This is a genomic window from Streptomyces sp. NBC_01092 (genome assembly GCF_045039535.1).
GTDB lineage: Bacteria > Actinomycetota > Actinomycetes > Streptomycetales > Streptomycetaceae > Streptomyces.
Genome location: NZ_CP108659.1, coordinates 3,034,811 through 3,047,738, shown reverse-complemented (window position 1 = coordinate 3,047,738; position 12,928 = coordinate 3,034,811). Strand labels below are relative to the sequence as shown.

General features: G+C 72.4%; 13 protein-coding genes and 1 riboswitch. Of the genes, 6 read left to right on the top strand and 7 right to left on the bottom strand.

Features of this window, described 5'->3' with window-relative positions; genetic code table 11:
* Window positions 1-50: 50 nt before the first annotated feature.
* From pknB to thiO, 4 genes are all read right to left on the bottom strand, one after another.
* The gene (pknB, locus tag OG254_RS13615; RefSeq protein ID WP_405581163.1) at window positions 51-2,024 is read right to left on the bottom strand and encodes a Stk1 family PASTA domain-containing Ser/Thr kinase; all 1,974 of its coding nucleotides are present in this window, start codon (window positions 2,022-2,024) and stop codon (window positions 51-53) included.
* A gap of 118 nt (window positions 2,025-2,142) precedes the next feature.
* Window positions 2,143-2,937, bottom strand: coding sequence for a thiazole synthase (locus OG254_RS13610; protein ID WP_351200055.1), 795 nt, complete (start codon window positions 2,935-2,937; stop codon window positions 2,143-2,145).
* A 3-nt stretch (window positions 2,938-2,940) separates the two neighbouring features.
* A complete protein-coding gene (thiS, locus tag OG254_RS13605) occupies window positions 2,941-3,153 on the bottom strand; it encodes a sulfur carrier protein ThiS (RefSeq protein WP_351200053.1) in 213 nt (70 codons plus the stop codon).
* A complete protein-coding gene (gene thiO / locus OG254_RS13600) occupies window positions 3,150-4,316 on the bottom strand; it encodes a glycine oxidase ThiO (protein ID WP_405581159.1) in 1,167 nt (388 codons plus the stop codon). The genes thiS and thiO overlap by 4 nt, the downstream gene beginning before the upstream one ends.
* Window positions 4,314-4,425, bottom strand: a riboswitch (TPP riboswitch). (Overlaps the previous gene by 3 nt.)
* 52 nt (window positions 4,426-4,477) lie before the next feature.
* Between thiO and OG254_RS13595 the strand changes: the two genes are divergently transcribed.
* The 6 genes from OG254_RS13595 to OG254_RS13570 all read left to right on the top strand — a co-directional run bounded on the left by OG254_RS13595 (window position 4,478) and on the right by OG254_RS13570 (window position 9,681).
* Window positions 4,478-4,828, top strand: coding sequence for a hypothetical protein (locus tag OG254_RS13595; protein ID WP_351200049.1), 351 nt, complete (start codon window positions 4,478-4,480; stop codon window positions 4,826-4,828).
* Window positions 4,829-4,860: 32 nt separating this feature from the next.
* The gene (locus OG254_RS13590) at window positions 4,861-6,078 is read left to right on the top strand and encodes an NAD(P)/FAD-dependent oxidoreductase (protein WP_405581156.1); all 1,218 of its coding nucleotides are present in this window, start codon (window positions 4,861-4,863) and stop codon (window positions 6,076-6,078) included.
* A gap of 75 nt (window positions 6,079-6,153) precedes the next feature.
* Window positions 6,154-6,525, top strand: a complete 372-nt coding sequence (locus OG254_RS13585; RefSeq protein WP_351200045.1) for an Rv2175c family DNA-binding protein — start codon at window positions 6,154-6,156, stop codon at window positions 6,523-6,525.
* Between the two features lie 341 nt (window positions 6,526-6,866).
* On the top strand, window positions 6,867-7,529 hold the full coding sequence (gene thiE, locus OG254_RS13580; protein WP_405581153.1) for a thiamine phosphate synthase: 663 nt from the start codon (window positions 6,867-6,869) through the stop codon (window positions 7,527-7,529).
* A gap of 217 nt (window positions 7,530-7,746) precedes the next feature.
* On the top strand, window positions 7,747-8,670 hold the full coding sequence (metF, locus tag OG254_RS13575) for a methylenetetrahydrofolate reductase [NAD(P)H] (RefSeq protein WP_351200041.1): 924 nt from the start codon (window positions 7,747-7,749) through the stop codon (window positions 8,668-8,670).
* A 57-nt stretch (window positions 8,671-8,727) separates the two neighbouring features.
* Window positions 8,728-9,681, top strand: coding sequence for a hypothetical protein (locus tag OG254_RS13570; RefSeq protein ID WP_405581150.1), 954 nt, complete (start codon window positions 8,728-8,730; stop codon window positions 9,679-9,681).
* A gap of 29 nt (window positions 9,682-9,710) precedes the next feature.
* On the opposite strand, the gene OG254_RS13565 is transcribed toward OG254_RS13570, so the two are convergent.
* The 3 genes from OG254_RS13565 to OG254_RS13555 form a co-directional block, all read right to left on the bottom strand.
* The gene (locus tag OG254_RS13565; RefSeq protein WP_405581147.1) at window positions 9,711-11,225 is read right to left on the bottom strand and encodes a phytoene desaturase family protein; all 1,515 of its coding nucleotides are present in this window, start codon (window positions 11,223-11,225) and stop codon (window positions 9,711-9,713) included.
* 55 nt (window positions 11,226-11,280) lie between these two features.
* Entirely contained in the window at window positions 11,281-11,895 is a 615-nt protein-coding gene (locus tag OG254_RS13560) for a DUF4126 domain-containing protein (protein ID WP_405581144.1), read from the bottom strand.
* A gap of 391 nt (window positions 11,896-12,286) precedes the next feature.
* Complete coding sequence (locus OG254_RS13555; protein WP_405581141.1) at window positions 12,287-12,916, bottom strand: TetR/AcrR family transcriptional regulator; 630 nt, start codon at window positions 12,914-12,916, stop codon at window positions 12,287-12,289.
* Window positions 12,917-12,928 lie beyond the last annotated feature (12 nt).

Genomic DNA, 12,928 nt, shown 5'->3' with positions numbered 1-12,928 from the left:
GCGGTCCGGACCGCCCGATCACCGGCCGGTGTCGCCCTCGTCGCCATGGATCAACGGATGGTGATCGTGATCGTCGACCCCTTGGGTGCCGTCTCCCCGCCGTCGACGGACTGCTTCTTGACCGTGTCGCCGAAGATCCCGAGCAGGCCGCGGTCCTCGTCGACCTCGAAGCCGGCGGCCTCCAACGCGGCCGTGGCGTCGTCGACGCTGTCGCCGACCACGTCCGGGACCTCGATCATCTCGGGGCCCTTGGACAGCGTCAGCGTCACCGTGTCGCCCTCGGCGGCCTGCTTGCCCTCCGCCGGGGACTGCTGGGCGACCTGCCCGGCGTCGAACTCGGAGTTGACCCGCGCGGGGGCGATCTTCACCTTCAGGCCGGCCTCCTCCAGCTCGGCCCTGGCGTCGGCCGGGTCCTCGCCGGTGACGTCGGGGACGTCCACCGGGCTGCCCTTGCTGACGAACAGCTTGATCGCGGAGCCGGAGCGGACCTCGGTGCCGGTCCCGGGTTCCGTGGAGAGCACGGAGCCCCTCGTGACGTCGTCGTTGAACTCCCGGGTCACCATGCCCGGTTGGAGGCCGCTCTCCTTCAGCTCGGCCCTCGCCTTGGCCAGCGGGTAGCCCTCGACGTCCGGCACCTTCACCGTCTCCGGGCCGGCCGAGATGACCAGCTTCACGGAGTCGTTGTGCCGTATGCGGGCGCCCGTGTCCGGGTCCGTGCTGATGACGGTGCCGCGCTTGACGGTGTCGCTGTAGGCGCGCTCCACCTTGCCGACCTCGAGCCCGGCTTCCTCCAGCCGGTCCCGGGCCTGCGCCTCGGTCTTGGACAGCAGCGGCGGGACCTGGGTGAACTGGCCGGAGTTGATGTACCAGATGCCGACGCCGAGGCCGAGGGCCAGCAGGACGGCGGCGACGATCACCATCGGGCCGCGGGGCGCGCGCCGGGTGCGCGAGCGGTGCCCGGGCGGCGGAGGCGGCGGGGTCTGAAGCCGGCTGGTCCGGTTGAAGACGGCCTCCGGCTCGTCCCCGTTCACCGGCAGCGGCCGCGATGGGGGTCCCCCCGCGCGAGCGGAGCCGAGCGTGGGGGAGTTCAGCGCGCGCGGGATCACGCTCGTACGGTCGTCGGTGTTGCTGTGCTCCGCCGAGAGCGCCTGCGGAGGCACCGCGTCCAGCTGGTCCGCGCTCAGCGCGGCGCGCGTCTCGCGGGCCTGCGCGAGCAGCGCCACGGCGTCGTGCGGGCGGATCTGCGGGGAGCGCGCGGTCGCCGCCGCGACCAGCTCGTCGAGCTCGTACGCCAGCCCCGGCGCGATCGCCGAGGGCGGCGGGACGTCCTCGTGCAGGTGCTTGTAGAGCACCACGGCGGGGGAGTCCCCGTCGTGCGGCTTCTCGCCGGTGAGCATCTCGTACAGGACGACACCGCACGCGTACACGTCGACGCGGGCGTCGGCGGTGCCGGGCTGCTCTATCTGCTCGGGGGCGAGATAGGAGACGGTGCCGAGCACGGCGCCGGTGGTGCTGGTCACGGTGTCCACGGACCGCACGAGCCCGAAGTCGGCGACCTTGACCCGGCCGTCGTCCCCTATCAACACGTTCTCGGGCTTCATGTCCCGGTGCACGAACCCGGCGCGGTGCGCGGCGCCGAGCGCGGCGAGCACCGGCTCCAGGATGTCCAGGGCGGCCCGGGGCTGGAGCGCCCCGCGCTCGCGCAGCACGTCACGCAGGGTGCAGCCGGCGACGTACTCCATGGCCAGATAGACGTACGACCCGTCGGTGCCCTGGTCGAAGACCTGCACCACGTTCGGGTGCGCCAGACGGGCGACGGACTTCGCCTCTCGGATGAACCGGTCGACGAACGACCCGTCCACCGCCAGCGCGGGGTGCATCACCTTGAGCGCGAGCACGCGGTCCAGGCGGGTGTCCAGGGCCCGGTAGACCGTGGCCATCCCGCCGACGGCGATCCGCGCGTCCACGCGATACCGGCCGTCGAGCACCTGCCCGACCAGAGGGTCCTGAAGGGTCGTATCCACGCAGGCGAGTGTACGAGCCGACACCGACAGCCCCGCCCGTTCGGGCGTGATCGGAGCGGGACTGGAGCCGACCTGTGACGGACGCCTCACTGGCCGAATGCCTTCGTCGAACATGCGTTCAGAACGCGGGCCGTTCCGGATCCAGCCGCGCCATGCCCTCCGCGGGGGACGACGCCTCCGCGAAGTGCCGCCGGGGGATCCGCCCCGCCCGGTACGCCAGCCGCCCCGCCTCCACCGCGTGCCGCATCGCGTCGGCCATCAGCACCGGCTCCTGCGCCCGCGTCACGGCCGAGGCGAGCATCACGCCCGCGCACCCCAGCTCCATCGCGAGCGCCGCGTCCGAGGCCGTACCGGCGCCCGCGTCCAGGATCACCGGCACGCGCGCGTGCTCCACGATCAGCTGGAAGTTGTGCGGATTGCGGATGCCGAGGCCCGACCCGATGGGGGAGCCGAGCGGCATGATCGCGGCGCAGCCGGCGTCCTCCAGTTTCCGTGCCAGCACGGGGTCGTCGTTCGTGTACGGCAGCACCGTGAAACCGTCGTCCACCAGCGTCTCCGCCGCGTCCAGCAGCTCGATCGGATCCGGCAGCAGCGTCCGCTCGTCGGCGATGACCTCCAGCTTGATCAGATCCGTGCCGAGCGCCTCACGCGCGAGGCGGGCCGTCAGCACGGCCTCTCCCGCCGTGAAGCACCCTGCCGTGTTCGGCAGCACCCGGATCCCGAGCTTCTCCAGCACGGACAGCACCGAGCCGTGCACCGACGGGTTCACCCGTCGCATCGCGACCGTCGTCAGCTCCGTCCCGGAGGCCACCAGCGCCCGCTCCAGCACATCCAGGCTGGGCGCTCCGCCCGTGCCCATGATCAGCCGGGACGTGAAGGACGTACCGTCGATGACAAAGGGATCGTCGGCCATGGTTCAGCCTCCTTGGACGGCGGTGAGGACCTCGACGCGGTCTCCCTCGGAGAGGGGCGTCGACGGCCACTGCGTGCGCGGGACGACGGTTTCGTTGAGGGCGGCGGCCACTCCGGAGGGCGCCGCGGTGACGGACCGGACGAGCGTGTCGAGAGCCGTGCCGGGCTCGACGCGCCGACGCTCGCCGTTGACCGAGATGGTGACCTGGACGCTCATGCGGGCTGCTCCGTGAGTGCGGCGGGAGTGAAGCGCCTGGGCGTGAACGCGCGCGCCTCGTCGGGAAGTTCACCGGTGGCCAGGACGTGCGCCATGGCGTCCCCGGTGACCGGCGTGAGCAGCACGCCGTTGCGGTAGTGCCCGGTGGCCAGCGACAGCCCCGCCAGCTCGGTCGGGCCGAGCAGCGGGGCGTTGTCGGGGGAGCCGGGGCGCAGACCGGCCCGGGTCTCCGTGAGCGGCAGTTCGGTGATGCCCGGCACCAACTCGTGGGCGTCGCGCAGCAACTCGTACACCCCGCCCGCGGTCACCGTCGTGTCCCAGCCCAGCTCCTCGCTCGTCGCCCCGACGACCAGCTCCCCGCTCTCGCGCGGCACCAGGTACACCTGGCTGCCGCGCACCACGGCCCGCACGGTCCGGCTCAGGAACGGCGCGTATCTCTTCGGCACGGTCAGCCGCAGCACCTGCCCCTTCACGGGGCGCACGGGCGGCAGTACGTCGTCGGGAAGGCCCGCCAGCCGCCCGCTGAGGCTGCCGGCCGCGAGGACCACCTGGTCCGCGGCCAGCACGGCGGCGTCCGTCGTGGTGACACCGGCGACCCGGTCCCGTACGACGTCGACGCGCTCGGCCCAGCCGCGGTGGAAGACCACGCCCGCCCGCTCGCACGCGACCAGCAGGGCCCCGGCCAGCCGGCGCGGGTCGATCTGGTGGTCGCCGTCCACCCGCAGCCCGCCGCGCACGCCCGGCGCGAGCATCGGCTCCAGGCGCCGGCACTCCCGCCCCGACAGCCACTCGGAGTCCAGCCCCGACTGGCGCTGCAGGGCGTGCAGTTCGCGCAGATGGGCGCGGTCGTCGGCGTCCATCGCGACGGCGAGGGTGCCGCACTGGCGGTAGCCGAGGTCATGGCCGGTCAGTTCGGTGAGCTCGGCCGCGAAGGCCGGGTAGCGGCGGGCCGAGGCGAGGTTCAGACCCAGCAGGGTCTGCTCGCCGTAGTGCAGTTCCGTGACGGCGGCCAGCATGCCGGCGGCCACCTGGGCGGCGCCGCCGCCCGGCTCGGGATCCACGACGGCCGTCGTGAACCCGCGCTGCGCGGCCCGCCACGCCGTGACCAGGCCGATGATTCCGCCCCCGATGACGAGGACGTCTGACGTTCGCGTACGCGACATGGGCGTCCAGCCCCTCCCTTCGCCGGCATGACCCGGATCAGGTTCGTACGGTCGGAGGCCGCCAGCCTCCCTCTCAGCCCGGTGCGTCCGGGCTCCCGCGAGTGCTCTACGTTGGCCACCCTAGCCCGCCGCCGTAAGTCTCAGTAAGGGAGCCTCACCCCATGGCCCGCTCGCTCGACGGTCTCGTCCTGGCCCCCGTCGCCGACCAGGCCCCAGGTCAGGTGGGTACCCGCACCCGGTTCACGTACCACGAGAAGGACGGCGAGATCTGGGCCGAGTACGCCGGCGGAGACGTCGTGCGCGGGCATCTCGTGGGCACCCGGGACGGCGACCGGCTGGACTTCCGGTACGTGCAGCTGAAGCGGGACGGGACGACGTCCTCGGGCCACTGCGTGTCGAGCGTGGTCGAGCTCGCCGACGGGCGGGTGCGGCTGGAGGAGACCTGGGAGTGGGAGTCGCAGACGGGCAGCGGCACCAGCGTTGTGGAGCAGGTCACCGAGCACGACTCCTGACTGACTGATTGTCAGTTGTCTATGGTGATCAGGTGAGCGAGCAGACGACGCAGTCGCAGCGGTCAGTGGTCGTCGCCGGCGCCGGCATGGCCGGCGTACAGACGGCGGTCGCCCTTCGGGAACAGGGCTTCACCGGCACCGTCGTCCTGATCGGCGCCGAACCCCACCAGCCGTACGACCGGCCGCCCCTGTCCAAGGCGGTGCTGCTCGGCAAGGCCGAGGGCTCCGCCTTCGACGTCGACTTCGAGTCGCTCGGCATCGACCTGCGGCTGGGCCGCGAGGTGCTGGGCGTGCGCGTCGCCGACCGTGAACTGGACACCGAGACCGGGCCCGTCCCGTACGACGTCCTCGTGCTCGCCACCGGCGCCGAACCGATCCGGCTGCCGGGCGCCGAGGGCGTTCCCGGCGTGCATCTGCTGCGCACCCTGGACGACGCCGAGCGGCTGCGGCCGGTGCTCGCCCGCCAGCACGACATCGTCGTCGTCGGGGCCGGCTGGATCGGCGCCGAGTTCGCCACGGCCGCGCGCGAGGCGGGCTGCGCGGTGACGGTCGTGGAGGCCGCCGACCGCCCGCTCGCGGGGGCGCTGCCGGCGGAGGTGACCGCGCCGATGACCGCCTGGTACGAGGACAGCGGGACGGTGCTGCGCACGCACGCGCGCGTGGAGCGCGTCGAACCCGGCGAGGTGATCCTCGACGACGGCACGCGGCTGCGCGCGGGCGCCGTGGTGGTCGGCATCGGGGCCCGCCCCGCCACGGCCTGGCTGGCCGGCTCGGGCGTCGAGCTCGGCGCGTACGGCGAAGTCGTGGCCGACGACCGGCTGCGCACGTCCGTGCCCGACGTCTATGCGGTCGGCGACTGCGCCTCCTTCCCCTCGGGGCGCTACGGCGAGCGTCTGCTGGTCCACCACTGGGACAACGCCCTGCAGGGCCCGCGCACGGTTGCCGCCAACATCCTCGGCCAGACCTCCGCGGTCTACGACCCCGTGCCGTACTTCTGGTCCGAGCAGTTCGGCCGCTTCGTCCAGTACGCCGGCCACCACGCCGCCGCCGACACGACCCTGTGGCGCGGCGACCCGTCCGGCCCGGCCTGGACGGTCTGCTGGCTGCGGGGTGAGCGCCTCGTCGCCCTGTTGGCGGTGGGCCGGCCGAGGGACCTCGCGCAAGGGCGGCGGCTGATCGAGTCGGGCACGCTCATGAACGCGGAGCTGCTGACGGACCCGGCGAGGCCGCTGAAGGCGGCGACGGCGTAGCGCGTCGCGGTGACGCCCCTCCCAGGTGGACCGGCCTGACTTCCGACTGTCAGTGGCAGATGGCAGGCTTGTTCCGTGACCGAGATTGACACAAAGATCGATGCTCTCGTCCCCGCCTGGCTCACCCTGCCCGACATCGCAGAGATGCTCGATGTCGAGGTGACCCGCGTCCGGCAGCTGGTCAAGGACGGCCAGCTCATCGCCGTACGCCGTGGTGAGAACCGCGCACTGCACGTCCCCGCCGCCTTCATCGACGGGGCCGAGCAGAAGGTCGTCAAGGGCCTGACCGGGACCCTGACGCTGCTGCGGGACGACGGCTTCACGGACGAAGAGATGCTGGAGTGGCTCTTCACTCCCGACGAGAGCCTGCCCGGCACCCCCGCGCAGGCCCTCAGCGAGAACCGCGGCACGGAGGTGAAGCGCCGCGCCCAGGCGCTCGCCGTCTGATCCGAAACAAGCGAATCCGAATACCGTCCGGCGTACGGGCCGGGGCTCCGGGCCACGGCCGCGGGTGACCGCGGTCGCGGCCGGGGGCCGGATCCGGCTGTCCGGGGGCGGGAAGACCTGTCCGTGTCCGTACCGATGTCCGGCACCGGCTACCGTGCCCTGGGCGGACCTGGCGAAGTCGACTGCGGTTCGGCAGCGCCCCCAGGGGCGCGGGGCCGTATCGATCTGCGGCTCCGCCGCGAAGGGGGGTACCTCCCTGCTCGAACGAAGTTGAGAGCTTGGGGGAGCGACAAGCCCGCCCGACCTCACCCGCCCGGCAACCCGATCACAGGGGGCACCGTATGTCCGACACCGTCACCGCGAGCAGCGCCCGCAGTCAGCTCGCCGACGCCCGGCTCTACCTCTGCACCGACGCCCGCAAGCGGCAGGGTGATCTCGCGGAGTTCCTGGACGCCGCCCTGGCCGGTGGCGTCGATATCGTTCAGCTGCGGGACAAGGGCATGGAGGCAGCCGAGGAACTGGAGCACCTGAAGGTCTTCGCCGACGCCTGCGCCCGGCACGGCAAGCTCCTCGCCGTCAATGACCGGGCCGACGTGGCCCACGCCGCCGGCGCCGACGTCCTGCACCTCGGCCAGGGCGACCTCCCGGTGCCCGCCGCCCGCGCGATCCTCGGCGACGACGTCCTGATCGGCCGCTCCACGCACGCCGACTCCGAGGCCTACGCGGCCGCAGCCGAGCAGGGCGTGGACTACTTCTGCACCGGCCCCTGCTGGCCCACCCCCACCAAGCCCGGCCGCCACGCCCCCGGCCTCGACCTGGTCCGCCACACCGCCGGCCTCGGCACCGACCGCCCCTGGTTCGCCATCGGCGGCATCGACCTCGGCAACCTCGACCAGGTGCTGGAGGCGGGCGCCCGCCGTGTCGTCGTCGTACGGGCGATCACGGAGGCCGACGACCCGGCCGCCGCGGCGGCGGAGTTCGCCAAGCGGCTGCGGCAGGTGTAGGGCGGCTCGGGCGGTTCGCCTTTCCGGCCGTCCACCGGCCGTCCTTCGGTCCATGCGGGGTGGCGTCTCAGCCTGTGGTCGGCGCGGCAGTGTCTTCCCGCGGACTTGGGGCTCTGTTCGGCCGTTGTTTGTCCAAGGCGTGGACAACAAGCCGACAAATCGGGCAAATGTCTGACGCCCGGTTGGGGGACCGGTGCCCCCTGGCTAACCTGCGAGTATGGCCCTCGGCACCGCATCCATCAGGTCGGACCACGCTCGTACCGTGCGCGAGATGCTCGCGACCGGTAAGACGACGTATTCCTTCGAGTTCTACGCCCCCAAGACCCCGAAGGGCGAGCGGAACCTGTGGAACGCGCTGCGCCGGGTCGAGGCCGTCGGACCCGACTTCGTCTCCGTGACCTACGGCGCGGGTGGCTCCACCCGCGCCGGCACGGTCAAGGCCACCGAGGCCATCGCCTCGGACACCACGCTCACGCCGATCGCCCACCTCACCGCCGTCGACCACTCGGTGGCCGACCTGCGCAACATCATCGGCCAGTACGCCGACGCCGGGATCCGCAACATGCTGGCGCTGCGCGGCGACCCGCCCGGCGACCCGCTCGGCGAGTGGGTGCCGCACCCGCAGGGCCTCGCCTACGCCGCCGAGCTCGTGGAACTGATCAAGGCGTCCGGCGATTTCTGCGTGGGTGTCGCGGCCTTCCCCGCGATGCACCCGCGCTCCGCCGACTGGGAGACCGACGTCCGTCACTTCGTCGACAAATGCCGTGCCGGCGCGGACTACGCGATCACGCAGATGTTCTTCGATCCGGAGGACTACCTGCGCCTTCGCGACCGCGTCTCGGCCGCCGGCTGCGACACCCCGATCATCCCGGAGATCATGCCGATCGCCAGCGCGAGGACCCTGGAGCGGATCCCCTCCCTCACCAACGCCGGCTTCCCGGCCGCCCTGAAAGAGCGGATCCTCACAGCAAAGGACGATCCTGCGGCTGTACGCTCCATTGGCATCGAGTTCGCCACGGAGTTCTGCGCACGGCTGCTGGCCGAGGGAGTGCCCGGACTGCACTTCATTACGCTCAACAACTCCACGGCTACCTTGGAAATTCACGAAAACCTGGGCCTGCACCAGCCACCGCAGGCCTAGACCGGCCGTCCTGACATACGTCACACTGCGTAGGCGGCCACTGGGAGAGGGGCGTACATGGGCTGGACGGTCCTCTACATCGCGTTCGGCATCGTCGCGCTGTGGCTGCTCGGCGAGGTGCTGCTGCAGTACAAGGCGCGGCTGCGCTGGCGGCTGCTCGCCTTCGTCGGGTTCCTCGGCGTCGTGGTCGGGGTGCTGATCCCGTCCGTGATCGTCATCGGTCTGGGCGCGGCCGCCTTCGCGATCGGCCAGACCTACGTCACGCTGTCGTTCCGCCGCGGCTTCTCGGCCGGCTGGGCGGTCTCCGCGCCGGCCCTGGGCCCCCTGGCCAACAAGCGCCGCCGCGACGAGCCGGAACACCAGGAGCCGACCCTGGAGGTCTCCGACCTGGAGGCGTCCGAGGGCGGATTCGCGGGCAACGAAGGCGCCTACGGCCAGGGCGGCGCCGGTTACGGCGACGACTACGACCGCGACGACGTCTTCACGCCCACCCGCGGACAGCCCACGGCCGCGCACGCGAGCGCCGTCTACGAACCGCAGCCCCTGCCGGACGACACCGGCTCGTACGGCATATACAACGACCCCGCCTACGCCGCCGCCGACCAGAACTACGCCGCTGCGGGCCAGCAGCCCCAGGACCAGTACGCGACGGCCGACCAGGGCTACGGCTACGACGGCTACTCCGGTTACGACCAGCAGCAGTACGGCTACGACCCGAACGGCCAGCAGCAGTACGCCGCCTACTCCGACCCGTACATCGGCGCCCAGCAGACCTACGGCGGCGCCTCGTACGACGCCTACGGCCAGCAGCAGTACGGCCAGCAGGGCTACGCCCAGGACCAATACGCCACCGGCACCTACGGCGAGACCCCGTCCGGCGGCGTCTACGTCCCGCAGCAGCGCACCGACGAGGCATACGGCGGCGAACTCCCGCCGGAGCAGCAGCAGTACCCGTACCAGGGCAACGGCCAGCAGCAGGGGCAGGGGTACGACGAGCAGTACCGTTTCTGACCCCCGGGTGAGCCGGCGCTACCCGGCGATCACTGCGAGCCCTGGAACTCCGGCCCCTCCACGATCAGCCCGGCCACCAGCGCACCCGACATGCCGGCGTGCGGAAGGCCGCCGCCGGGGTGGGACCAGCCGCCGACGGTGAACAGGCCGGACACGGCCGTGCTGTTCGACGCGTGCAGCAGACGCCCCTCGGCCGCGGCCAGCGCCGGAGCCGGAACCGCTCCGCCGGCCGCGCCGGTCGCCTCCGCGATGTCGGCCGGGGTGCGCACCTGGTGCCACAGGAGGCGGTCGCGCAGATCCGGCACCGCCCTCTCGGCCACGGCGATCACATCGTCCGCGTGCCGCTCGAAGAGCTCCTCCTGCGCCCGGCCCCGGTCGGGGTGCGCCGGCACCGTCGACGTGAGCGAGATCGCCTCATGGCCGGCGTCCGGAACCAGCGCCGGGTCGTCGGGCCGCAGGACGGTGACGGTGGGCCGCGTGGCCATGCCCCCGGCGGCACCGAACAGGGCGTCCAGCTCGGTCTCGCGGTCCTGCGTGTGCACCACCGTGCGGTGCGCCGTGCCCTGAGGCCGGCCACCGCGCAACGCCAGCAGCACCGTCAGCCGACTCGCCGCCCGGCGCTGGGGCGCCACCTCGCCCTCGCCACGCACCGCCGCTCCCCGCATGAGGCCGTCCAGCACCTCCGGAGCGACCCCGCAGACCACGAAGTCGGCCTCCACCACCGGCCCGTCGGCCAGCTCCAGCCCCGCCGCCCGGCCGTCCTTCTCCAGGATCCCGGTGACTTCCGCACCGAAGTGGAACTCGACCTTCCTGGCCACGCACCGCTCGTACACGGCCCGCGCCAACTCCCGTATGCCGCCGCGCACATACCAGGTCCCGAAGGCATGCTCCATGTACGGCAGCACCGCCCCGTTCGCCGGCGTCTCGCGCGGGTCCAGGCCGTACGCCAGCGCGTGGCTCTCCAGCAGGGCGACCAGCCGGGGGTCGCGCAGCTCCCAGGCACCGACCTCGGCGAGGGTGGCGGCCCGGCGGGTGCGCAGGAGGCGCTTGTGCGGGACCGACGGGTAGGGCTCGCGCTCGGCCAGCACCTGCCAGTTCGGCCACAGGGGCTCCTCCAGGAGCGGTCTGCGCGTGCGGTCCCAGGCCTCGCGGGCACGGACCAGGAAGTCGCCCCAGCGCCCGCCCGCTCCGGCGCCCAGCGCCTCGTCCAGGGCGGTCACCACTCCCCCGCGTGAGGCGTTCGGCAGGGACACCTCGGTGCCGTCCGCGAAGACGTGCCGCGCGGACGGGTCGACCTGGACCAGCTCGACGCACGCCTCCAGCGGCTCCTTGCCGGTCTTGACGAACAGGTCGCGGTACACGGCGGGGAGCGGGAGCAGCCCCGGTCCCGTGTCGAAGGCGAAGCCGTCACGCTCGACGCGGCGCACCGCTCCGCCGTACGTCTGCGAACGCTCGTACACCGCCACCCGGTGGCCCGCGACGGCGAGCCGGGCAGCCGCCGCCATCGCGCCCATCCCGGCGCCGATCACCGCAATCCTTGCCATGCCAGGGACTTTATCGGCCGCCACTGACAACGGCCCACTGACCTGGGGAGACGACTCAGCCGCCGCGCTGGGTCACCGCCTGCGCGAGCCGTTTCTCCGCCCGCCGCTCGGCCCTGCGCCGCAGGAAGCGACGGATCCGCGAGACCAGGAAGTAGAGCAGGAACAGCCCGGCGAGCAACAGGGCGCCCGCGACGGAGGCCGCCGCTACGGGGTGGAAGATCGCGAAGGTGATGACCGCGGCGACGCCGAGATCCTCGGCGAGGCTCACCACGACGTTGGTGAACGGCTCGGGCGAGGTGTTGACCGCCATCCGCGTCCCGGCCTTGACCAGGTGGCTCAGCAACGCCGTGGAACCGCCGACCGCGCCGGCCGCCAGCTCCGGCACCGACCCGCTCTGCCCGGCGAGCAGCGCCGCGACGACCGCGCCCGACACCGGCCGGATCACGGTGTGCACCGAGTCCCACGCGGTGTCGACGTACGGGATCTTGTCGGCGACGGCCTCGATGAGGAACAGCACGCCGGCCGCTATCAGGACGTCGGGCCGCTGCAGTGCCTCGGGCACCTCGTCGCTCAGCCCCGTCGCGCCGAATATGCCGAGCAGCAGTACGACGGCGTAGGCGTTGATTCCGCTGGCCCAGCCGCTTGTGAACACCAAAGGGAGTACAGACACGGGGGCGATCGTAACCACTCGGCAACACCGGGTCCTGGGGATGAGTGCGCAGCTCTGAGTACCCGTACCTAGCCGACGAGATGAGTACGCGCGCGGATGGGCCACGACCTGCGTGAACGAGAGAGTGGAGCCACGGAGAAGGGGAGCGGCTCCGGCACCGGCGACACGGGGCGCCGGAACGGAGCGTCCCCGGATCCGCTCCTTCCGCCGGCCTGGTGTCGGCGGGAGTGAGACCGGGGGACCCGGGGGAACGACCGGACGGGGGTCCAGGGGGACACGGGGGAGTACGGGGGAACGGGGGAGCACGAGAGGGCGCCGGTTCGAGCATGGCCCGCGGGGGACGCGGCCACACTCGGACCGGCGCTTTCGTGTACGCCTTCCGACCGCTGCTTCAGCGGCGCCCGCTCACCCGGCCCTGCAACAGCCGGGACAGCGCCGCGTGTACGTCGTCCAGGGAGCGCTCCGGCTGGAAGGACTGCCAGTCCAGCGCGGCCACCAGGACCATGCCGACCAACGCGGCGGCGGTCAGCTGGATGTCGATCTCCTCGCTGAACTCGCCGCTCTCCACGCCCTCGCGCAGCACACCCTCGACGACCGCCACGGCCTGCTGGCGGACCACCATCAGCGTGGACTGCCAGGCCCTGTTCGTGCGCCACAGCTCGGCGACGTACAACTGCGTGAAGGACGGGTAGCGGTCGATGAAGACCAGCCCCGCGTGGATCATCGCGTCCAGGGCGTCCACCTTGCCGCCGCCTTCCCTGGCGGTCTGCTCGGCGGCCTCCCGCAGCGAGGCGGTGAGGAGGCCCACTCCGTGCCGCAACAGCTCCTCGAAGAGGACCGACTTGCTGGCGAAGTTGTAGTAGACCGTGCCCTTCGCCACCCCGGCCCGCTCGGCGATCTCATCGACCGTGGTGGCGGAGAAGCCCTGCTCGGCGATGAGCGTGACGGCCGCCTCGTAGAGCTTTTGCCGGGTGGCCTCACGGCGCGTGCTGCCGCCCGACGCGGCGCTGCTGCTTTCCATGGGGCTGATTGT